The 22123-nt window shown below is 60.3% G+C and carries 27 protein-coding genes; all 27 read left to right on the plus strand.

What is annotated here, in order from left to right; genetic code table 11:
- The first annotated feature begins 19 nt into the window (after positions 1-19).
- The 27 genes from IHQ43_RS06015 to IHQ43_RS06145 all read left to right on the plus strand — a co-directional run bounded on the left by IHQ43_RS06015 (position 20) and on the right by IHQ43_RS06145 (position 22120).
- On the plus strand, positions 20-754 hold the full coding sequence (locus tag IHQ43_RS06015; RefSeq protein WP_192563716.1) for an XRE family transcriptional regulator: 735 nt from the start codon (positions 20-22) through the stop codon (positions 752-754).
- Between the two features lie 532 nt (positions 755-1286).
- The gene (locus tag IHQ43_RS06020; protein ID WP_425220293.1) at positions 1287-1478 is read left to right on the plus strand and encodes a Com family DNA-binding transcriptional regulator; all 192 of its coding nucleotides are present in this window, start codon (positions 1287-1289) and stop codon (positions 1476-1478) included.
- Between the two features lie 5 nt (positions 1479-1483).
- A complete protein-coding gene (locus IHQ43_RS06025) occupies positions 1484-2062 on the plus strand; it encodes a DUF642 domain-containing protein (protein WP_192563717.1) in 579 nt (192 codons plus the stop codon).
- A 108-nt stretch (positions 2063-2170) separates the two neighbouring features.
- Entirely contained in the window at positions 2171-2509 is a 339-nt protein-coding gene (locus IHQ43_RS06030; protein WP_096819604.1) for a phage holin family protein, read from the plus strand.
- A 71-nt stretch (positions 2510-2580) separates the two neighbouring features.
- Positions 2581-3102 carry a hypothetical protein gene (locus tag IHQ43_RS06035; RefSeq protein WP_192563718.1) on the plus strand — a complete coding sequence of 174 codons (522 nt, stop codon included), beginning with the start codon at positions 2581-2583 and terminating at the stop codon, positions 3100-3102.
- 3 nt (positions 3103-3105) lie between these two features.
- The gene (locus IHQ43_RS06040) at positions 3106-3714 is read left to right on the plus strand and encodes a phage baseplate assembly protein V (protein WP_192563719.1); all 609 of its coding nucleotides are present in this window, start codon (positions 3106-3108) and stop codon (positions 3712-3714) included.
- Positions 3715-3728: 14 nt separating this feature from the next.
- On the plus strand, positions 3729-4061 hold the full coding sequence (locus IHQ43_RS06045; RefSeq protein WP_007954853.1) for a hypothetical protein: 333 nt from the start codon (positions 3729-3731) through the stop codon (positions 4059-4061).
- The gene (locus IHQ43_RS06050; protein ID WP_192563720.1) at positions 4058-5053 is read left to right on the plus strand and encodes a baseplate J/gp47 family protein; all 996 of its coding nucleotides are present in this window, start codon (positions 4058-4060) and stop codon (positions 5051-5053) included. The genes IHQ43_RS06045 and IHQ43_RS06050 overlap by 4 nt, the downstream gene beginning before the upstream one ends.
- Positions 5050-5685 carry a phage tail protein I gene (locus IHQ43_RS06055; RefSeq protein WP_192563721.1) on the plus strand — a complete coding sequence of 212 codons (636 nt, stop codon included), beginning with the start codon at positions 5050-5052 and terminating at the stop codon, positions 5683-5685. The genes IHQ43_RS06050 and IHQ43_RS06055 overlap by 4 nt, the downstream gene beginning before the upstream one ends.
- The gene (locus IHQ43_RS06060) at positions 5686-8445 is read left to right on the plus strand and encodes a phage tail-collar fiber domain-containing protein (protein ID WP_192563722.1); all 2760 of its coding nucleotides are present in this window, start codon (positions 5686-5688) and stop codon (positions 8443-8445) included.
- A gap of 10 nt (positions 8446-8455) precedes the next feature.
- The gene (locus tag IHQ43_RS06065) at positions 8456-8965 is read left to right on the plus strand and encodes a DUF4376 domain-containing protein (RefSeq protein WP_192563723.1); all 510 of its coding nucleotides are present in this window, start codon (positions 8456-8458) and stop codon (positions 8963-8965) included.
- A gap of 85 nt (positions 8966-9050) precedes the next feature.
- Positions 9051-9473 (plus strand): tail fiber assembly protein, encoded by a 423-nt coding sequence (locus IHQ43_RS06070; RefSeq protein WP_192563724.1) that lies wholly within the window; start codon positions 9051-9053, stop codon positions 9471-9473.
- Between the two features lie 98 nt (positions 9474-9571).
- Entirely contained in the window at positions 9572-9757 is a 186-nt protein-coding gene (locus tag IHQ43_RS06075) for a hypothetical protein (RefSeq protein ID WP_192563725.1), read from the plus strand.
- Positions 9758-9759: 2 nt separating this feature from the next.
- Positions 9760-10926, plus strand: a complete 1167-nt coding sequence (locus tag IHQ43_RS06080) for a phage tail sheath protein (protein ID WP_074691321.1) — start codon at positions 9760-9762, stop codon at positions 10924-10926.
- Positions 10926-11432: a phage major tail tube protein gene (locus IHQ43_RS06085; RefSeq protein ID WP_085697357.1), complete on the plus strand. Its 507-nt coding sequence runs from the start codon at positions 10926-10928 to the stop codon at positions 11430-11432. Before IHQ43_RS06080 ends, IHQ43_RS06085 begins: the two co-directional genes overlap by 1 nt.
- Before the next feature lie 152 nt (positions 11433-11584).
- Positions 11585-12166, plus strand: coding sequence for a phage tail assembly protein (locus IHQ43_RS06090; protein WP_192563726.1), 582 nt, complete (start codon positions 11585-11587; stop codon positions 12164-12166).
- A gap of 128 nt (positions 12167-12294) precedes the next feature.
- On the plus strand, positions 12295-14547 hold the full coding sequence (locus IHQ43_RS06095) for a phage tail tape measure protein (protein WP_192563727.1): 2253 nt from the start codon (positions 12295-12297) through the stop codon (positions 14545-14547).
- A complete protein-coding gene (locus IHQ43_RS06100; RefSeq protein ID WP_192563728.1) occupies positions 14544-14927 on the plus strand; it encodes a phage tail protein in 384 nt (127 codons plus the stop codon). Before IHQ43_RS06095 ends, IHQ43_RS06100 begins: the two co-directional genes overlap by 4 nt.
- Positions 14920-15132 carry a tail protein X gene (locus IHQ43_RS06105; RefSeq protein WP_192563729.1) on the plus strand — a complete coding sequence of 71 codons (213 nt, stop codon included), beginning with the start codon at positions 14920-14922 and terminating at the stop codon, positions 15130-15132. Before IHQ43_RS06100 ends, IHQ43_RS06105 begins: the two co-directional genes overlap by 8 nt.
- A gap of 9 nt (positions 15133-15141) precedes the next feature.
- Positions 15142-16170 carry a phage late control D family protein gene (locus IHQ43_RS06110; protein ID WP_192563730.1) on the plus strand — a complete coding sequence of 343 codons (1029 nt, stop codon included), beginning with the start codon at positions 15142-15144 and terminating at the stop codon, positions 16168-16170.
- A 61-nt stretch (positions 16171-16231) separates the two neighbouring features.
- The gene (locus IHQ43_RS06115; protein WP_192563731.1) at positions 16232-16816 is read left to right on the plus strand and encodes a phage tail terminator protein; all 585 of its coding nucleotides are present in this window, start codon (positions 16232-16234) and stop codon (positions 16814-16816) included.
- A complete protein-coding gene (locus IHQ43_RS06120) occupies positions 16813-16992 on the plus strand; it encodes a DUF2635 domain-containing protein (RefSeq protein WP_007954893.1) in 180 nt (59 codons plus the stop codon). Before IHQ43_RS06115 ends, IHQ43_RS06120 begins: the two co-directional genes overlap by 4 nt.
- Positions 16992-18488, plus strand: a complete 1497-nt coding sequence (locus IHQ43_RS06125; protein WP_115076752.1) for a phage tail sheath subtilisin-like domain-containing protein — start codon at positions 16992-16994, stop codon at positions 18486-18488. Before IHQ43_RS06120 ends, IHQ43_RS06125 begins: the two co-directional genes overlap by 1 nt.
- Positions 18489-18555: 67 nt before the next feature.
- Positions 18556-18903 (plus strand): phage tail tube protein, encoded by a 348-nt coding sequence (locus tag IHQ43_RS06130; RefSeq protein ID WP_007908779.1) that lies wholly within the window; start codon positions 18556-18558, stop codon positions 18901-18903.
- Positions 18900-19196 (plus strand): phage tail assembly protein, encoded by a 297-nt coding sequence (locus tag IHQ43_RS06135; RefSeq protein ID WP_003222226.1) that lies wholly within the window; start codon positions 18900-18902, stop codon positions 19194-19196. Before IHQ43_RS06130 ends, IHQ43_RS06135 begins: the two co-directional genes overlap by 4 nt.
- Positions 19197-19326: 130 nt before the next feature.
- Positions 19327-20898 (plus strand): phage tail protein, encoded by a 1572-nt coding sequence (locus IHQ43_RS06140; protein WP_192563732.1) that lies wholly within the window; start codon positions 19327-19329, stop codon positions 20896-20898.
- Complete coding sequence (locus tag IHQ43_RS06145; RefSeq protein ID WP_192563733.1) at positions 20885-22120, plus strand: DNA circularization protein; 1236 nt, start codon at positions 20885-20887, stop codon at positions 22118-22120. Before IHQ43_RS06140 ends, IHQ43_RS06145 begins: the two co-directional genes overlap by 14 nt.
- Positions 22121-22123 lie beyond the last annotated feature (3 nt).

Here is a 22123-nt window from a genome sequence, read left to right on the forward strand (position 1 = left end):
TTCAAGCACTATGCGCGTTATGCAAAAACGCAACGTATCTACCGTCTTAAGAGCACTGCTCGATCAGCACGGGATCTCCCCCACGGAGCTCCACCGTCGCACCGGCGTGCCTCAATCCACGCTCTCGCGGATTCTCAGCGGGAAGATCGTCGATCCTTCGGATAAACACATCTCGAAGATCGCCGAGTACTTTGCCGTGAGCACCGATCAGTTGCGCGGGCGCGCGGATGTTGCGCCCACCGCCAACGCCGGACGCGACGAGTTGCATTCCGAACTCAAGGACATAAGCCTGTGGGACGACGACACGCCAGTCGATGACGACGAGGTGTCGGTGCCCTTTCTTCGCGAGGTTGAATTGGCTGCTGGATCGGGAAGATTCGTCATCGAAGAGAGCGAGCGCTCCAGCCTGCGCTTCGGCAAGCGCAGCCTGCGCCATAACGGTGTGCAGTTCGATCAGGCCAAATGCGTGACGGTGCGCGGCAACAGCATGCTGCCGGTGCTGCGCGACGGTGCCACGGTCGGGGTCAATGCCGGCAAGTGCGGTATCGGCGACATCATTGATGGCGACCTTTATGCGATCAACCACAACGGTCAATTGCGAGTGAAGCAGCTCTATCGCCTGCCTACCGGTATCCGTCTGCGCAGCTTCAATCGCGATGAGCATCCGGACGAGGACTACAGCTTCCAGGATATGCAGGAAGAGCAGATCGTCATCCTCGGTCACGTCTTCTGGTGGGGCATGTACGCCCGATAACCCGATCCCTTTCAGATAAAACCCGCTTCGGCGGGTTTTTTTTCGCCTGCACAAAACCCTCGGACCCTTGAATGACGGGGCTTTCATGCATCTGCGCATTTCTTGTGCATAAATAAATGCATTTACGCATTGACTGTATATGCATCCATGCATATTCTTGCCACCAAGCCGCTCGACAAAGCGGCTGGCAACAACAGCTCTTTAGTTCCACAAGAACAGGCAGCGATGAACCGGCCTCAACGGTTCAGAGGGTTGGCAACTGACCCGGGTGTGCAGCGTAAAGCACCAGAAGCAGTTATCCGGCGGGCAGGGACCGCGGTCGGAAAAACAATCTGAATGGACTCGTACCGCGCCAGTAGCGCCGAAAAGTCAGCTTCCTTCACGTACACAGGATTGAAGGAAGGCAAAGGAGTGCATTACTGAAAAGCCCGGCGAGCTGCCGGGCTTTTTGGAATGCCTACCTGACGCAGGCCGCTTCAACGAAGCTTCACGGCATAAACGCAGTCAGGCGGAGAATCAAAAGGATTTGCAGATGTTGAAAGAATGCCGCTGCGGCCATTGCAAACGACTGCTCGCCCGGGTGGGTGAGTACACAGAACTCCAGATCAAATGTTCCCGCTGCGGAACATTGAATCATGTGAGGGCCACGAGCCCCGAGCGATCGCCTTTGAGCGACATGCGTGCTGCACCGTCAGCACAACCGGATCATTTAACTCATAGGTAAAGACAATGAACATTCTGAAAAAATACGTTGCTCCACTGCTCGCTCTTGCACTGCTGGGCAATGGGGGCAGCGCAATCGCCGCAAACCTCCTGGTGAACGGCAGCTTTGAACAATCGACATGCGGTGGTGGCTGCATTCTGGGCACCCCTGCAAAAACCAATGCCATTACGGGCTGGACGACGTTTCTGTCCGGTGCCGAATACTTCAACATGCCCAATGCCATCGGCGGTTCCGTGGCAGCAGATGGCGTGATGATCGTTGACCTGGCCAACTATGTTTACGGCAACGGTGGCGGGATTCAGCAGAACTTCGCGACCACTCCGGGCGCCAGGTACCGTCTGACTTTCAGTGCTGGCAACTCCCGATTCGCCAGCCGCTCCGGTGACGGTGTCATTCAGGTGAAAGTGGCCGGGCAAACCGCGACGTTCAACACACCGACAGCCAAAGGCGTCGCGGTCGAGTGGAACACTGTCACTTACGAGTTCACCGCGATTACCGCGCAGACAACGCTGGCATTTTCCAACGAGCAGAACCCGTACGCCAACTATGCCTTTATCGACAACGTCATTGTTGAGCGCCTGTAACGCTTTGCGCGGAGTCGCTGCGGTTACTACCCGTGTGAAAAGACAGCACCTCTTCGGTGCTGTTTGCTCACGACCCTTTATTTCATCAACGCTCCCGGGAGGCGTGACATGACAAACGAGCAACAAGCGTTGGCGGACATGCCGATCTGGCTGGTCATCCTGCTGGCCGTGGCCGGTGGCGTTTCCGGCGAAATGTGGCGCGCCGACAAGGATGGCGCCCGCGGCTGGCCATTGCTGCGACGCCTGGCCCTGCGCTCCGGTGCCTGCATGATCTGCGGCGTGTCGGCGATCATGCTGCTGTACGCCGCCGGCATGTCGATCTGGGCCGCCGGGGCATTTGGTTGCCTGACGGCCATGGCCGGTGCCGACGTGGCCATCGGTCTTTATGAACGCTGGGCTGCCAAGCGCATCGGCGTCTGCGAAGTTCCCCCGCGCGATCCGCAATAACCCTCACTTTATTGTCTCGCTGCACGTCGTGCGGCGGGACTTCGCGTGGACATCAGAAAAGGAGGTCAAGCATGCCCACACCGATCCAGCAGCCTTCGCAGCTGTTCACCGCGATGGCGACGGCCTTGCGCAACAGCGCCGACCTGAACGTGCAAGTCGGCAATCACGATGACTTCACGGCCCCCGGCGACAAGGCATGGGTGCTGATCGACATCGAACGAAATGCACCGGGAGAGCGCGCCGCCAACGGACGGATCGCTCATGTGCTCACGTTGTCGCTGCAAGTGATTCCGGCGGTTTCCGCTACAGCATTTGCCGCGTGCGATCTCATTGCGGCACTTAAGAATCTAGTCACGGATAACCGCTGGGGCCTGTCCGGTGATCAATGCGATCTGCCGATGAACATCGATGGATTGCCGTCATTGCTCATCCGCGCCGATCAACCGAACAAAGCCTGGACACTGTCGTTCAACCAGACCCTCTATCTGGGCCCGACCCTGCTGGACGATCCGCTCGGCACGCCGAAATTCGCCCGGACCTGGGAGGTCAGCGACATCGACGATCCCGACCAATACACCTCGCTGGAGGCCTGAGCGATGTTCGACGCATTACTGCGTATGCAACTGGGCCCGATCATCGAGCGCCTGGCGGAAATGGAAGCCGAGATCGAAGACTTGCACCGGCGCGCCGAGAGTTATTGCCGCATCGGCATCTGTCAGGAAGTCGATGCCGCCAGTAACACCTGCAGAGTCAGCCACGGTGGATTGCTGACACCCGCCATCAAGTTCTTCAACCCCAGCGCCGGCGCGCAGAGCGAGTCGCGGATCCCGACGGTGGGCGAACAGTGTCTGCTGTTCAACTACGGCAGCGGTGAAAGCGGCGCGCAAAGCGTGGCGTTGTTCGGCCTCAACAGTGACCGGTTTCCGCCGGCCTCCACCGTACCGACGCTGACGCGACGGGTACATCAGGACGGCAGTGAAAGCGGCTACGACGACGCCACACACACCCTGCACTGGCAAAACGGTCCGGCCGCCTTCAGCGGTTCTCGCGAATCGCTCGAACTGAGCATCGGACCGGCGCGACTGGCGATGACCCCGCAGGCGATCAGCCTGCAACTGGGCGCCGTCGGACTGACCATCGACGCCTCGGGCGTGCACTTCAGCGGACCGCTGGTGGATCACCAGGGCCGCGTCATCAGCCCCTGAATCAAGAGCTTCCCATGATCGGAATCGATAGAGACAGCGGGGCCACGGTCGACGACTGGCTGCAATTCGTGCAGCGCGCGACCCGGGCCCTGACCACGCCGCTGGGCACCCGGCAAAAACGGCCCTTGTACGGTTCGCTGATCCCGACGCTGCTGGGGCAGAACCTGGGCGACGACATCCTGTTGCTCGCCCAGAGCCACGCAGCCCAGGCGTTCTACAACCCGCAAAACGGCATCGGCGATTTCCAGCCTGGCGTGATCGTCGCCACTCGACAGGGCGCGGGGTTGTTGCTGCGATTTGCCGGCACCTGGAAAAACCGCCAACAGACTTTCGAGGTCGTGACATGAGCATGTTGATCCCCGGCCAGAACCAGTTGGCCGAACCCTCCTTGATCAAGGTCGATGCGTTCGAGGATCTGCTCGCCGAGTTCAAGACCTTCGTCATCGAGTACGTCGGCGCACGCTCGCCGCAGAGCGCGGAAAAACTCAAGACCAGCCTGGAAAACGAAAGCGAACTGCTGACCCTGGCCCTGGAAGCTTTCTGCGTTCGTCTGCAAACCCACGAACGCAAATACAACGCCCGGATCAAGCAGATGCTGGCGTGGTGGGCCACCGGCAGCAACCTGGATGCGCGGCTGGCGGACATGGGCCTGGAGCGGCAGTTGCTCGATCCGGGCGATCCGGCGGCATTCCCGCCGGTACCGGCGATTTACGAGAGCGACGATGACGCTCGGCTGCGCTATTACCTGGCGCCCCATGCGCCGGCGGCAGGTTCGCGGATGCAGTATCGCCGCGAGGTGTTCACCCTTGGCGAGCGGCCGGCGGTGAAAGTCGAATCCACCGATGCGGGTGTGGTGAACGTCACTTACACCTTCGACCCGGACGGTCTCGCCGCGCAGGTCAAGGACGGTAACGGTCGCCGCACGGCGCCCGGTGAAGTGCAGGTGACTGTGCTTGCCCGCGACGCTGACGGCACACCGTCCGCCGCGCTGCTCGACGGCGTGCGCAAACATTTTGCCCGGCCGGATGTTTGTCCGGAAACCGACAAAGTAACGGTCAAAGGCGCCGAGATTCAGCGCTACAAAATCCGCGTCGTGGCCAGGATCAATTCCGGCCCGGATTCGGGCCTGACCAAGGTCGCCGCCCAGCAACACTTGCAGGCCTACGCCGACAGCTGCCATCGCCTGGAAGGCCGGGTCGATCCGAGCTGGATCGACTACACGCTGCACAGCGCCGGCGCCGTGCAGTTGCAGATTGTTGAACCGCTGACGCCGATCGTGTGCACGGCGTTTCAAGCGCCGTACTGCACGGCGGTTGAAGTCGAGGTACAGACGCTATGACCGATCAGACAGCGCGTCCGACCCTGCTGCCGGCCAACAGTTCGGCGCTGGAACGGGCACTCGACATCGGCTTCGGCGCATTGCTTGATCGCGTCGCGCCGCCGTTTCCCGAACTGATGAACCCGGCTTCGACACCCGTTGCGTTCCTGCCATATCTGGCGGCGGATCGTGGTGTTGCCGAGTGGAGCACCGACGCACCGGAAGCGGAAAAGCGCCTGACCGTCGAACTGGCTTGGCCCACCGCGCGCCAGGCCGGCACTCGCAAGGCGCTGGAGAACGCCGCCAAGGGCTTGCAGCTCAGGCCGGAAATTCGCTCTTGGTACGAACAGACACCGCCCGGCGAGCCTTACAGCTTTTCCGTTCGGGCCTTCAGCGAGCAACCCTACAGCGAAGAAATCGACGCCCGTCTCGACCGACGCCTGGCTGATGCCAAGAGCGAACGGGACGTGCTGTCGGTGTCGGTCGGCCTCAGCGCCTTCGGCAATCACGTCATCGGCGCCGCGACTTTCTGCGGTGAGCTGACCACGGTTTATCCGGTTTTCCTCGAAGGGCTCGAGACATCCGGCGAGGCCTTCATGGCGGCTGCGCTGTACACCGTCGAAACATCCACTATTTATCCTCAGGGGGCCTGAATGGCTGACTATTACACCCTGCTCACCAACGCAGGGATTGCCTACGAAACCGCCTGCAAGGCAGCGGGCACGCCGATCAAGTTGACGCAGATTTCCGTCGGCGATGGTGGTGAGGGCGGGGTCTACAACCCGGCCGCAACCGCTACCGCACTGAAACGCGAAGTCTGGCGCGGTCCGCTCAATGCGCTGTTCCAGGACGAGAAGAATCCGAGCTGGCTGCTCGCCGAAGTCACCATTCCGCCGGACGTCGGCGGCTGGTATGTGCGTGAAGCCGGGCTGTGGACAGACACCGGCATTCTCTACGCCATCGTCAAATACCCGGAGTCGTTCAAGCCGGTACTGGCTAACTCCGGCTCGGGCAAGGAGTTCTACATCCGCTCGATTTTCGAGACCAGCAATGCCTCGCTGGTGACGCTGTTGATCGATGACACGGTGGTCAAGGCCACTCGCGCCTGGGTCATGAGTTACCTCGCCGAAGAACTCGGCAAACTTGATGGCAAGCAATCGGTACGTGTCGCCGCCACCGCCAACGTGGTGTTGAACGGTGCGCAGCAGATCGACGGCGTGGCGGTGATCGCCGGTGACCGCGTGCTGCTGCCGAACCAGACCCTGGCCAAGGACAACGGTCTGTGGATCGTCGCCAACGGTAACTGGATTCGGGCGAACGATGCCAACGTCAGCGCCAAGGTCACACCGGGCCTGACGGTGATGGTGGAAGAGGGCACGCTCAACGGCGATTCGCTGTGGCACCTGACCACCAACGCGCCGATTACCCTCGGCACCACTGCGCTGACATTCAAGATGCTGGCAGGGCGCACCGGGATTGCTGCCGGCACTTACAAGAGTCTGAGCGTCGACGAATACGGCCGCGCGACGGCCGGGTCGAACCCCGACACGTTGTCCGGGTTTGGCATCAAGGATTCGTACACCAAGGCTGAAGTCGAGGCGCTGATTGCCAAGGCCTCGGCATTGCCGGTGGGGTCGATTGTTGCGTTCCCGGTTGACTCGCCACCTCCGGGTTTTCTGGAGCTGGACAACAGCGTCAGGAGCAGCGCGACTTACCCGGACTTGAGCGCCTATCTGGGTGGCAAGTTCAACAAGGGGGATGAGGGCGTCGGGAATTTCCGCTTGCCTGAGGCGCGTGGGGAGTTTTTGCGGGGTTGGGATCATGGGCGCGGCATCGATGGCGGTCGGGTAATCGGCAGTTCTCAGAGTGACACGCTGCAGAACATCTACGGCACCTTCGATGGCTATCTCGATATCACCACCGTAAGTGGCGCATTCACAATGGGCAACATGAGCCGGTCCTCATCGTCGCTCAATCAGAAAGACGCTTACCACAGTGTGATCCTTGATGCTTCAAAGGTGGCTCGAACTTCTGCGGAAACCCGTCCCCGCAACATCGCCGTCATGTGGTGCATCAAGGCCTGGAATGCGCCGATCAATCAGGGAAACATCGACGTAGCCGCACTGGCCAAGGAAGTCGAAAAGCTCAAATCCTCCGTTCCGGTCGGTGCTGTCCTGTCGTTCCCAATGGGCGTCGTGCCTGCCGGTTATCTGGAACTGGATGGCAGCGTACAGAGCATTGCGACCTATCCGGATCTGGCGGCGTATCTCGGCACTACGTTCAACAAGGGAGATGAAGGTGCCGGGAATTTCCGCTTGCCAGAGTCTCGTGGTGAGTTTCTACGCGGCTGGGATCATGGGCGGGGCATCGATATCGGCCGTAGTGTCGGCAGCTATCAGGCAGGTACAAAGACTCAGGGCGATGACGGCACGGCCCCAGCTGTTCAAGGTATCGGCAACTCCAGTTTGATCGATGCCGATCCGGCTCCTGGTTTCAGTGGCGATATTTACTACACCGCTACCGATGTCACCGTGAAGAACTTTACCAACGCGTTCTGGAAAACGGTTCGCCCACGCAACCTCGCCGTGATGTGGTGCATCAAGGCCTGGAATGCACCGGTCAATCAGGGAAGCATTGATGTTGCCGCGTTGGCAGCTGAAACCAGACTGGCTCGACTCAACGGCGCAGAAGTAGGCGCCGCGCGTAATCTGAGAATGTCGCTGCCTGTCGCCGCATCGGTTGCAACGCTGACCGCTGACCAACTGATTGTCGAGCAGCCGGGTGTTGGCCAGTACAAGTTGTCTAACGTCAACTTGTCCATCGACCTGACAACGGTCGGCGCTGGCGGAATGGACATTGGTGCTGCTCCTGCCAGTGGCAGCGTCGGCATCTATGTTATCTACAACCCTGACTCCAAAGTGGCGAAGATGTTGGCCGTCAACGCCACTTCGATTTCAATCCCTGAAGTCTACGGCGGTTCCAATATGCCAGCCGGTTACACAGCAAGTGCGCTGGTCAGTATCTGGCAGACCTATGCGAGTCGACTGATGTTATCTGGTACCCAATATCAGCGGTTGGTATCCATCGGCAAAACGTCGATTCTGTCCAACGGCGTGTCACAGACATGGACACCCCTTTCTCTGGCAGCTGTGGTTCCGAAGAACGCCAAGACAGTTGGCGGATATGTTCACTACATTGCGAATGCTGAAACGGGTGGAGGCGGTTACCTGGGAATCGCGTCCGATGCAACGGGTAGTGGAATGAAGACTATCGGAATTGGTGGAGTAGCCAGGCTGGGGGTTCTGAGCGCATTTTCCGACATGGCAATGACGACGTCCCAGACGATTTACTACACCGTGGATACATCCGTACCGAGTGCAAACAGCATCTTTATCTCGCAATACAGTTTTTAAGGAGTTACCTATGTTGAGAGCTTACTCAAATGTGGGGACGGCCTTTCGTTGTGTCGCCCCGGACTGGCCGCTGGCTGACGGCGAGGTTCTTTTTGACCATGAACCTACCGAAAGCGAACTGGAAGAGGCGTTTGGTCATGCCTACGGCACGTTGATAAAAAGCCGTCGGTTGGCCTCTATTGCCGAAGAGCGATTCCATCGTGAAGGCTCGGGCATCGTGGTCGATGGCGTCGCTGTCGATACTTCCCGAGACAGCCAGTCGCTGATCGCCGGCATGGCTGTCTCAGCGATGCTGGACCCTACCTATCACTGCAGTTACAAGGCTGTAGCCGGTTTTGTCGAGCTGACCTCCGCGCAGATCCTCGGCATTGCAAAGGCTGTTCGTTTTCATGTTCAGGCCTGTTTTGACCGGGAGAGGGCGCTGACTGAAACGGTGAATGCCCAAACCTACACCGATGAAATGCTCAAGGATGGCTGGCCGGATTCCTCGCCAGGCACATCAGACCCAACCCTTCAATAACGCCCCGTACAACGGGGCGTTTTCATATCAACCCACCCAAGAGGGGGGGTTGAAAGTCGTTGTTCATCAAACAAGGAAGAACCTAATGTTTTATTCGAAATCCACTGGCGGTTTTTACGATTCTGCCATTCATACCGAAATGCCCGCCGATGTCGTTGAAATCTCGCGCGAGTACTGGCAGGAACTTCTGAACGGGCAGTCCATCGGCAAAATGATTGTCGCGAATGAAGAAGGCTATCCGATCCTGGTTGACCAGCCGGGGCCGACACCTGAAGAGCTTGAGTACTATGAACTTGTCTGGCGCAACCAGCAGCTTGTAGCCACTGACCGCGTCGTTACCCAGTACCGTGACGAGGTGGAGCGCTGGCCTACTCTGCTGACTCCGGCGCAGTACATCGAGCTGCAAACCTATCGCCGCACGCTGCGTATCTGGCCGGTTGGCGGTGAGTTGCCCCTGAGCGAACACCGGCCGGCAGCGCCGGCGTGGCTCGCCAGCCTGCCTCAATAAAAACGCCCCGCACCGTCGGGGCGTTTTCTTGTCCGCCGATCAGTAATTGAGCCCCTCTCTCAAACCGAGGGGCTTTCCCGTTTATGGAGAAACGAAAAATGGCAACCCGCCAAACCTACACCGTGCTCGTTCCATTCCCCACCGGCGGTGGGCACTGGTCGAGTGTCGGCCAGGAACTCGACCTGCTCGATGTCGAGGCCAGTGCCCTGCACAGCGCCGGTCGACTGGAGCTGAAAACACCTACCACCCAGGCCGTGAAGGCCGCTGCCAAGAAGGCTGACTGACTATGGCTGAGGTTCTGAACTTCGAGCACAACGGCATTACCGTCAATGCCACCGAATCCCCCGAGGCCATGGGTGGCCTGGGCGACAACGTCATCGGTCTGGTCGGCACCGCGCCGAAGGCCGATCCGCTGATTCCGCGCAACGCACCGTTTCGCATCAACAGCTTCACCACCCACGCACTGCTCGATCCGACCGGCTCGGAAGAGGGCACCCTTTACCACGCCGTTTACCAGATCCTCAAAGTGGTCAAGGTGCCGGTGTACGTGGTGATCGTCGAAGCGGGCGCGACCCCGGCCGATACCGTCAACGCGGTAATCGGCGGTGTTGAACCGGCGACCGGCCGCAAACTCGGTCTGGCGGCACTGGGCAGCGTTCCGGAAGACCTGACCATCATCGGCGCGCCGGGCTTCACCGGCACCAAGGCTGTGGCCAGCGAGTTCGCCTCGTTCGGCAAGCGCATCAAGGCCCGTGTGGTGCTGGACGGCAAGGACGCCTCGGTCGCCGACCAGGTGCTGTACAGCCAGGAACTGGGCGGTGCGGATCTCGGTTTCGACCGTTGCCTGGTGGTGCACAACATGCCTGCCGTGTACTCGAAAGCCGCGAAGAAAAACGTGTTCCTCGCGCCATCCAGTCTGGCGATTGCCGCGCTGGCCAAGGTCAAGCAGTGGGAAAGCCCGGGCAACCAGGTGACCTACGCCGAAGACGTGTCGCGGGTCGTCGAGTACAACATCCTCGACACCTCCACCGAAGGCGATCTGCTGAACCGCTACGGCGTCAGCTACTACGCCCGCACCATCCTTGGCGGCTTCTCGCTGCTGGGCAACCGCTCGATCACCGGCAAGTTCATCAGCTACGTCGGTCTGGAAGACGCCATCAGCCGCAAGCTGGTGAAAGCCGGCCAGAAAGCCATGGCGAAGAACCTGACCAAGTCGTTCATGGATCAGGAAGTCAAACGCATCAACGACTGGCTGCAGACCCTGGTCGCCGACGAAACCATTCCCGGCGGCAGCGTGTACCTGCACCCGGAACTCAACAGCGTCGAGAAGTACAAGAACGGCACCTGGTACGTGGTCATCGACTACGGCCGATACGCGCCGAACGAACACATGGTTTATCAACTCAACGCCCGCGATGAAATCATCGAGCAGTTCCTGGAGGACGTTCTCTAATGTTTACCAACCGCGTAAGACAGGCCATCGCGGCCACCCTGCAAGGCCTGCCGTTGTCGGCAACCGTGGAAGAGTTCACCCCGCCGAAGATCGAATTCGATGTGGAAGAGATGCGTGGCGGCCGTTTCATCGTCGAAGAAATGGCCAAGGGCGGCAAAGCGCTCAATGCCAAGTTGACCCTGCAAGGCATGGGCACCGAAGTCATGCTCGCACTGGGTGTGAAGCTGGGCGACGACATCCTGCTGAACGTGCGTGAAGCCGGTCAGGATCAGGATGGCAACACCTGGTTCACCTACCACACCGTAGGCGGCAAGCTGAAATCCCTGGAGGAAACCGCGGTGAAGATGGGTGAAAAACCCAAGACCAACCTGGAACTCTCCTGCCGCACCTACAACCGCCTGGAAAACGGCGTGCCGGTGATCGACATCGACGTGCGCACCCAGAAGTTCGTGCTCAACGGCGTCGACATCCTCGGTGATGCCCGTCGTGCGGTGCTGATGCCGTAAGCCTCGGCCAAAGGCAATCACAAAACCCTGTGGGAGCGAGCTTGCTCGCGAAAGCGATCTGATGTTCAACATTGATGTTGACGGACCCGACGCCTTCGCGAGCAAGCTCGCTCCCACAGAGGATCTAAACGAATCACCAAGGAATTCCTTTCATGTCGTGGATGCCACCCAAGCATGACCTGCTGTCGCCGATCACCGGTGATGACGGCACGCAGATCGAATCGATCCAGCTCAAGCCGCTGTTCTACGCCGCCCAGAAAGAAGCGCTGGAACGCGCCGGCGACGATGAAGACGACCAGTTCTTTGAACTGGCGCTGCTGGCCACCGGCTTGTCGGTCAAGGAACTCGACCAGCTCAAGCGCCCGGACTACGTGACCATCGCGCAGTACGTGCACGAATTCTCGACCCGTCCGGCGTCGTTCTTTCTCGACCAGGTCGAAGACGCGGAACAGTCCGATGATCCCGATCAGGTGCAACTGCTGTTGCCGCTCGCCGTCACCGGCCGCACCGTGACTTCGCTGAGCCTGGAAATGCCGGCGCTGCGGGCCACCAAAGTGATGAAGAAACTGAAAACGGCCAAGGAACGCGCCGAGTTCATCACCGCCCATTGCACCGGCCTGATGATCCCCGATCTGGCCCTGATGAGCGTGCCGGACTGGACGCAATTGCAGGTGCGCATCGACGATTTTTTAAACCAGCCGGCGGCCTTCTTTCAGAACGCGACATCGAAGTAATCCTCGATATCGTGCCGCTCATTTACCCGGTAAGTGAGGCGGAAATTCTGGAGTGGGACGCCGAAAAGGCGTTGCGCCGCTACGACATAGCGATCACTCGCCTTGGCGTGAAACAGGAGTAGAGCGGCATGGCAGAGAGCAAATTTGCGCTCACATACGCCAATGAGAGTGGCAACGCAGCAGCCGGGTTAAAGCTGCCCGATGGCCTTGGCAAACCACTGCAGGACTTGAACCTGACAATGGCGCTGGCGAGCGCGGATATCCGCTTGCTGACCCAGGAGCAGATCAAGCTGCGGGAGCTGCTGGTCAGCCAGCAGTCGTTGTTCAAGGTCGTCACGGCGCCGCCCGCCGCCAATAGTGAGACGAAGTCGAAACTCAAGGCGGAAATCGAGCAGCGTCCGCCACCGAAAAGACTGCAATCAGCCATGGCCAACGAGACGGCGCTGGTTGAATTGAATCAGGTGCTGCACCTGAGCACGAAATCGCTTCAGGCTCTTTCGGAAAAGAACCTGGAAATCGCCAGTGATAAACGGGTTGCCCCCAGCGGGGCTACCGGCGCGGATCTGTTGCAAGTGCAACTCGCCGGGCTGCGGTCCGGCATAAGTGATGGTCTGAAGGGCGAGCAGAAAACCGAGGCGTTACGGGATTTCTCTCGTGATGCTGCCATCAATGCCTCGGCCTTCAAGATCGATGTCAAGGCTGCTGGCGAAATGTTGTCGGGCTGGCGCACCGCTCTGAAGCTTGATCGGGTGCAGAGCCAGGATCTGGCAGACGCGACCAATTACCTTGGCAACAGCGGCTTGAACGTCAAAGCTGCTGACATCGGCTCCGTCGTTCAAAGCGCCGGTGAGGGCGCCAAAGCTGCAGGGATGACACCCGAGCAAGTGGCTGGACTGGCGGCGGCGTTCCTCAACAGCGGCGCTAACAAGACAGATGCCGCAGCGGCGCTGAAGGGATTCACGACGGTTCTGGGCAAGGGAGAGTCGGCGTCACCGGCGCAGCGCTCGGCCTGGGCCGAAATGGGTCTGAACCCCGAGTCGCTGGCGCGTGGGATGAGTGACGATGCACCCCAAACGATCAAGCTGGTTCTGGAGCAGCTCAAGAAACAACCGGAAGAGAAACAGGCTTCGCTGACCAAAACGCTGTTTGGCAACAATGATGCAATCCTTGAGTTGTTGAAGAAGCCTGAGGATGTTCAAACGGCGTTCAAGCTGGTTTCTGACAAGTCCGTGTATGCAACATCCAGACGCGGTGAGGATGCAGGCTCGGCGGCAGAAACCGCTGCGACTTATGGCAATACATCCCAAGGGCGCTGGAATGCGCTGGATGCGAGTCTCAACCGGCTGTCCACGGCAGTCGGCAATGCATTGGCCCCGGTGACAGACGGCATTGCCATCGGGCTTACTGCGGTGGTCAATGGACTGGGCGCAGCGGCCGAAACCTTCCCCTTCGTCACCGCTGCACTGACACTGCTTGGGGTGGCTGCCACGCCGTTCGTGGCGGGCGCGCTGAAAACCGGTGTGTCTGCAGTACTTGATGCGGTCTCCACGAGACTTCTGCGCCTGGCCGCAGCTCGGTTACCGTCCGACATCGGCGATATGATCACCGGTGACGATGACAACGGTGGCGGTCGTAAAAAGAAACGATCGTCTCGCAAGTCGGGTCGGGGCAAACAGGCCAAAGCCTCTGCGAAAAGTGCTCAGCCTAGCAAGCCCGCGGTTCGTCAAAGCCTGGGCAATCGCCTGCGCGGTGCAGCGATGAAGGTCATGCCTTCGATCAAGCGTGCGGCTGCCAGGGTCTTGCCTGCGGTGCGGAGTGCCGGAGCCAAGGTCATGCCTGCGGTGCGGAGCTTCGGAGCCAAGGTCATGCCGATGCTGTCCCGGATGGCACCTTTGGCGGGTAAGGTCGCTGTCCCGTTGATGGTGGCGCACGCCGCTTACACAGGTCTCAAAGGCGTGCGAGAAGGTGATGAGAAAGCGGTGGGAAGCGCAAAGGGTGAGCTGGCGGGGACAGCCATTGGCGCTCTGGTCGGCTCGTTTATTCTTCCGGGTTTCGGTACTGCCATCGGGAGTATCGCGGGTGGATATTTCGGCTCATTGGTGGGAGAAGCACTCGCAGACCCGCCCGCCGACAAACTCGCTGCGCCGGGAGATGTCGCTAAAAACCTGGTCAACGCGCCCACCCAAAGTCAAAACCAGCAAGTCACCTTCTCCCCACTGATCCAGGTCACCTGTCCGGCACCGGATACTGCCGAGCAGATTCGCTCGATCATCGGGCAACAACTGAGCGGACAATTCCACGGCCAGTTCCTGCCGCTGTTGACCAACAACCCGCTCGCCACCCGCCGTGATGCAGCCCTGACCGATGGAGTCGCCCGATGAAACAACAAATGGCACTGGGCAGTTTCATCTTCGGTCTGTCCCGGGATTTTGCGTACAGCACGCTGTCGCGAAAATCCGAGGGTGGCTGGACCGAGTTGCAGATCCTCAACAGCAAACCCAGATCCCATCAGACGGGGCAGAAGCCTGAAACCCTGACCATCTCCGGCACCTCGATGTACGCCGTGGCGATGGATCGGCTCGATGAGCTGCGTGCGCTGCAAGCGTTGAGAGCGCCGCTGCCGTTGATTGACGGTATTGGCCGCAACTGGGGTTTGTGGCGGATCAACAGCATCGACGAAAACCAGAGCGAGGTCATCGATGACGGCACCGCGATGGTGATCAAGTGGGTCATCGGATTGTCGGAGTTCAACAATGCGTAAGGTACGAAGCGTGGCCGGTGATTCGGTGAATCTTTTGCTGTACCGCGAAACCGGTCGCAGCGATGACAGCGCCGAAGAAGCCCTCTGGACACTCAACCCGACCCTGGCCGAGCACGGCCCGATCCTGCCGGCAGGTGTCTGGGTGACACTGCCGGAACTCGATAGCAAACCGGCCGCGATCAGACCGGTTATGGCCTGGGATTAAGGAGGCTGCATGGCACAGGGATTTACGCCGGCGATCGAAATCTACGGCGCCAACAAGGACCTGCTGAACCAGCGGCTGATCAGTTGGGAACACATCGATGCCGCCGGTATGGAGTCCGATCAACTGACGCTGGTGCTCGACCTGGAAGGCCTTGAAGGCTTGCCGACCCTGGGCGGCATCATCGGCCTGCGGGTGGGGTATCTGGAGACCGGGCTGGTCGAAAAGGGCCAGTTCAAGGTCACTCGACTGACACCGACGCTGTTCCCGCTGCGCCTGACGCTGGTCGCGACCGCCGCGCCTTTCAGCGGCAAGGACGAAACCGGATTCAAGGAACGGCGCACGGCCAGTCATGGCCCCACGACGCTGGGCGGGCTGTTTCGCAAACTGGTCGAGTCGCACGGTTTCTCGCCGCGGGTCGATCCCGAACTGGCGCTGATCAGGATCGCTCATGTCGACCAGTCGAACGAAACCGACATGGGTTTCATCACACGACTGGCGAAAAAGTACGACGCGGTGGCCAAACCGTTCAACGACCTCTACGTACTGGCGAAACCGGCGCAGCTCAAAACCCTGTCGGGTCAGGTGATACCGAACGTCAGGCTGTCGGTGACCCACACCAATCGGCCGGGCGATCACGCCTTCATCAGCGCCACGCTGGAAGAGACCGCCCGCACCCAGAATCAGGGTTGCAAAGTCTGCTGTTGGGACGCCAATGCCGGCAAGCAGGTGGAGGTGAAAACCGGCTCGGCACCCTTCAAGGTCATTCGTCAGAAACAGGCCAGTGTGGAAGAAGCCAAAGCCATCGGCGAAGCCGAAGTGCGCAAGATGCTGCGCGAGAAATACACGCTGAAAGTCACCTGTCCGGGTGATCCGCTATTGGTTGCCGAAGGCCTGCTGGTGCTCGATGACACCTGGCCGGACTTCATGCGCGGTCGCTGGTCGATCGAGAAGGTGACTGCCAGCGGCAAGCCCGAAGAAAGCTATCGCTGCCTGATCGAAGCAAACGGCCGGGATCCCGAGGCAAAAGCCAAGGACTGATCCCCCGGTCTCACCGCCACACGCATCACTGTGGCCACTCCCACATCCTGGAACGCTCCCCATGAAGATCTCCCCGATCCTCACGCAGCTGCGTGCGCAATGCCCAAGCCTTGGCGGCCATATCGCGACAGGTGTCGACCTGGCGCTGCTGCAAGGTGACCCGAATCTGCCGATGCCCTCGGCCCATGTTTCACCGCTGGCCGATCTGGCCAGCGCCAGCACCGCCCAGAACTCCGCCAGCCAACCGATCCGCGACCGCTTTGAAATCATCCTGGCACTGGATGCCACGGACGCCACAAAAGCGCTGGATCTGTTGCACGACCTGCGCGCCGAACTGTGGCGTGCGCTGGTGGGATTCAAACCCGCAACCGACTACAGCGCCATCGTTTATGACGGCGGCGAAACGGTCTCGATCAACAGCAGCCGCGCCTTCTACCGGCTGCGCTTTTTTGCCGAGTTCCAGCTGGGCCGCAATCTGCCAAGTCAGCCTGCGGAGAGTTGGCACGAACGCGAACTGGACGGTTTGTCGTCCTTTACCGGGGCCACCGTGCGGGTCGATGCGATCGACCCGGCCGACCCCAATCTCAAACGCCCGGGCCCTGACGGGCGCGTGGAAATGACTTTCTCTGGAGACGTAACCCCATGAGCAACCGCATCACCGTAGTGCCGGCCGCCGGCCGTGCCGTGCCGGACCCGGAAGCAGGCGATCTGCTGCCACTGGAAGGCCGTGAAGTGCTGGACAGCGCCTGGTGGCGCCGGCGTCTGGCCGACGGCGATATCACCCTCAAAACCGCAACAGCTAAACAAAAGGGAGCCAAATAATGGCGATCGGATTCAGCAACATTCCTGCGGACATTCGTGTACCGCTGTTCTATGCCGAAATGGACAACTCGGCCGCCAATAGCGCGTCCTCGTCCATGCGCCGCCTGATCGTGGCGCAGGTCAACGACAACATCGCGCCGAGCGAAGTCGGCAAACTGGTGCTGGTTTCCAGCGTGGCACTGGCCAAGAGCATTGGCGGCCAGGGCTCGATGCTGGCGTCGATGTACGAGACCTTCCGCAAGGCCGACCCGATCGGCGAGATCTGGTGCCTGCCGCTGCACAACGCCACCGGCGCCATCGCCAAAGGCGTGCTGACCCTGACCGGCACCGCGACTCAGGCTGGCATTCTCAACCTGTATGTCGGCGGCGTCCGCGTGCAGGCCACCGTGGTCAACGGTGCCACCGCTGCCCAGGCGGCCACCGCCCTGGCACAGAAAATCAACGCCACCGCCGATCTGCCGGTAAGCGCTGCGGCGGCCGAAGGCGTCGTCACTCTGAACGCCAAATGGACCGGCGAGAGCGGCAACGACATCAGCCTGCAATTCAATCGCCTGGGCAAGAGCAACGGCGAAGAAACCCCGGCCGGCCTGACCACCGCGATCACCGCCATGACCGGCGGCGTCGGTGTACCTGACCAGGTTGAAGCAGTTGCCGCACTGGGCGATGAGCCATTCGAATTCATCGCGCTGCCATGGTCCGACCTGGCCACCCTCAACACCTGGCAAGCGGTGATGGACGACAGCACCGGTCGCTGGTCGTGGGCCAAGCAACTGTTCGGTCACGTCTACAGCGCCAAGCGCGGCACCGTCGGCACGCTGGTGGCGGCCGGTCAGGCGCGCAACGACCAGCACATGACCATTCAGGCGCTGGAGCCGGGCGTTCCGCAACCGGTATGGGTACAAGCTGCAGCACTGGCTGCGCGCACGTCGGTGTTCATCTCGGCTGACGCCAGCCGTCCGACCCAGAGCGGCAGCCTGCCAGGCGTCGATCCGGCACCGGCCAGCGAGCGCTTCACCCTGACCGAGCGTCAGTCGCTGCTCAACTACGGCATCGCCACCGCGTACTACGAAGGCGGTTACGTGCGCATCCAGCGCTCGATCACCACCTATCAGAAAAACGCTTACGGCCAGGCCGACAACTCGTACCTGGACAGCGAAACCATGCACCAGTCGGCGTTCATCGTGCGTCGTCTGCAAAGCGTGATCACCAGCAAGTACGGTCGCCACAAACTGGCTTCCGACGGCACCCGTTTCGGCGCCGGCCAGCCGATCGTCACCCCGGCGACCATTCGCGGTGAGCTGATCGCCCAGTACGCCAAGCTCGAACTCGAAGGCCACGTGGAAAACGCCGAGCTGTTCGCCGAGCACCTGATCGTCGAACGCGACGTGCAGGACCCGAGCCGCGTGAACGTGCTGTTCCCGCCGGATTACATCAACGGTCTGCGCGTGTTCGCACTGCTCAACCAGTTCCGTCTGCAGTACGACGACGTCGCCTGATCGGCTCGTTTGACACTGTGATTTCAGCCCACCTTGCGTGGGCTTTTTATTTGAAGGGAGTAACACCATGGGTCAACTGATTGCAGGCACCTGCTACGTCAAGGTCGACGGTGCACAACTGACCATCAACGGCGGCTGCGAAGCCCCGCTGATGGCCGTCAAACGCGAAACCGTCGTGCCGGGTTTCTACAAGGAAACCGACATCGCGCCATCGTTCAAGGTGACGGCGCTGCACACCGCCGACTTCCCGCTGAAGAAGCTGATCGAAGGCACCGACATTACCGTCACCTGCGAATTCAGCAACGGCAAAGTCTACGTACTGGCCGGTGCCTACCTGGTCGAAGAGCCAGTCTCCAAAGGCGATGACGCCACCATCGAACTGAAATTCGAAGGCATCAAGGGGACCTGGCAATGAGCGGCGCCGTGAAGCTTCAGGTTGCGATCGAAGCTCACGGCGAGCCCCTGACCGAACTCGTCCTGCGCCGTCCGACGGTGCAGGAGGTGCGAGCGATCAAGGCGCTGCCGTACAAGATCGACAAAAGCGAAGAGGTCAGCCTCGACATGGACGTGGCGGCCAAATACATCGCCGTGTGCGCCGGCATTCCGCCGTCGTCGGTCAACCAGCTGGACCTGGCTGACCTCAACGCGCTGAGCTGGGCCGTTGCGAGTTTTTTCATGAGTGCGGCGTCGGAGCCATCACCGACCTGATTTCGGTCGCCTATGACCTGGCCTGGTTCTGGAAGGTTGACCCCGAACAGATGATGGCCAGGCCACTGGATGTGCTTCGCGAATCGCTGGAGCACGCGCAACGGATCAATGCGATGCAGCAGGTGCAGTGATGGCCAATACACAAATAAACGCGATCCAGCAAAACATTCAGACCACGGTCAACATGCTCGTGGTGATGCAGGGTTTGCAGAAAATGGAAACCGAGATGAAAGGCGTTCGCGCCAAGGTCGCGGGTTTCAAGAAAAGCCTGGAAAGCAGTGGACTCAAACCGCTGGATCTGTCCGGTTTTGTTTCCGGTGGTGGCTTGCTCAAGCCGTTTCAGGACGGTTTGAAAAAGGCGATCAAGGCCGAGGATGAACTGGCGAACAAGAGCAAGACGCTCAAGGCTCCGGCGCTGGCCAAGGACGCAGTAATACCCGCGCCGCTGGCCAAACCGGCGACCGCGCAGTTGCCTGCGCCGGTGAAGGGCGAGACCTCGACCAACCTGGCGAAATTCAACGTTTCGCTCGACAACATCTCGTTGAAGATCGGCCAGGCGCTGTTGCCGGCAGTCAACAGTCTGGTGACGGCGCTGGTGCCGGTCATGACCACGGTCGGTGAGTTTGTTGCCGAGCATCCGCAACTGGTTGAAGGACTGGCAGCGGCAGCAGTGGCGTTCACCGTAGTGACCACGGCCGCTGCCGGACTCAGTGCGGTGCTGACATTGTTGGCCTCGCCGATCGGCTTGTTTGCCGCCGGGGTCGCGCTGGCGGCCGGCCTGATTGTCGCCAACTGGAAACCGCTTTCGGCGTTCTTCTCCCGACTGTGGCAACAGATCGCCCCGGTGGTGCTACCGATGGCGGGTTTTTTCAGAACGCTGTTCGACTTCACTCCGCTGGGCATGCTGATCAACAACTGGGGACCGGTCAGTACGTTCTTCGCAGCTTTGTGGAACGTGCTCAAGGCACTGGCTGCGCCGGTCATCGACTTCTATGCAACGCTGTTCGCCTACTCACCGCAGGCGCTGATCCTGAAAAACTGGATGCCATTGGTTGGCCTGTTTGCTTCGCTTTGGGATTTGCTGCGAGCAGTGTCGGTGCCGGTCGCAGCTTTTATTCAGGATCTGGTGGATTACATCAAGCTGCCGGTGCTGGCGCTGTATGCGGTGATTCGCGAACAGTTTGGCTGGTCGCCGCTGGAAATGATCATCCAGGCCTGGGGCTCGGTGACGGAGTGGATTCAAAAGTGGAGTGACAAGTTCTACGACGCGCTGGCGCCAGTCCGGGAATTTTTCAATGGTGGTCTTGGCACGCTCGCGGCCGAGGCGTCGGCCAAGGTCGATGTCCTGACCCGTGCTCAGCTGAAAACCAATGCCGAAGGCAAGGGGGAATGGGCGCCGGGCTTTTTTGGCTCCGACGCCGATTCCACGTCCGACGGCTCGGTGCCGGGCGGCTCATTGACACAGAACTCCAGCTCGTTGACGCAGAACTCCAGTTCGCTGACGCAATCTTCCAGCAACCTGGTCCAGCAAAGCGCTGCCAACAACCGTACGCAACTCGAAGGCGGCCTGACGGTTCGCTTCGAAAACGCGCCGGCGGGACTGCGCACCGATCAACCGCAAACCAATCAACCGGGGCTGGCGCTCAGTTCGCGTATCGGCTATCGCTCGCTCTCCATGGGAGGTTCCAATGAACTGGCGTGACCGTTTGTTGCCGGCATCCTTTCGCGGTGTCGGCTTCTGGATCGACCAGGCGAAAACCCCGGTCGGCCGCAAGGGGCAGTTGCACGAGTATCCGCAACGCGACCTGCCGTTTTTCGAGGACCTCGGCCAGCAGGCCAAGACCCACGACCTGACGGCGTTCATCATCGGTGCCGATTGCCTGGAGCAGCGCGACAAGCTGCTCCAGGCCCTGGAGCAGGGCAGCGGCGAACTGGTGCATCCGTGGCTGGGGCGCTTGCAGGTCAAGGTCGGCGAGTGCGACATGACTCATACCCGCCAGGACGGCGGGATGGTGACGTTCAGCCTGAAGTTCTACCCGGACCGACCGCTGCCGTTTCCGACGGCGACAGTCAGCACGCAAAAAGTACTGCTGATCAAGGCCGAAGGTTTGCTCGGTTCGGCAGTGGCGCGCTTCGAACAGGCGATGACCCTGATCAAGGCCGCGCGGATCGGCATCGCCAATCTGCGCAACAGCCTCACCGGCGTGTACGACGTGATCAAGGAGCAGCTCAAGCCGCTGATCGCGCAGTACAAGCAGATCACCGAGCTGGTCAGGGCCGTCAAGGAACTGCCCAAGGAAGTGGCGGCGGAATTCAAGGGTTTGCTCGGCGATATCAAGGAGCTGAAGGCGTTCGCGAAGGAGGGCTACCGTGGCGTGATTGCCGACGTGTCCCAACAACTCGAGGCCATCCGCAAGGCCGATGCGCCGAAAATCACCACCGGCAAGGACACCAACGCCGCCGCGCAAGCCATGGCCAACCTGGTGCAGGACACGCTGATCGTCAAAGTGGCGCAATGGGTGGCGTCGATGCCGGTGGCGTCGACGCCGGTGAAACTCAACTCGACGCCTTCGCTGGATCAGCAATCGAAGCAGCCGGTCACCCGCCAGGAAGTGCCGGTCACGGATGATCTGCAAACGCTGCAAAAAGCGTTGAACGAAGTGCTGCAAATGGCTCAGGACAAGGCCGATCCCGCGCACTATCAGGCCATCGGCGATCTTAAGGAGGCGCTCAATGGGCACTTCAAGGCTGTGGCGTCGTCCGGTGTGCGACTGGTCAGCAAAACGTTCCAGGAAACCTTTCCGGCACTGGTCGTGGCCTACAAACAGTTTGGCGACGCCACCCGTGTGACCGAGGTCATTCAGCGCAACGGTCTGTCTCATCCGAGCTTCCCACCCAACGAAGTCAAAGTTTCCCGGGAGTGAGCC

The organism is Pseudomonas gozinkensis (assembly GCF_014863585.1).
Lineage (GTDB): Bacteria > Pseudomonadota > Gammaproteobacteria > Pseudomonadales > Pseudomonadaceae > Aquipseudomonas > Aquipseudomonas gozinkensis.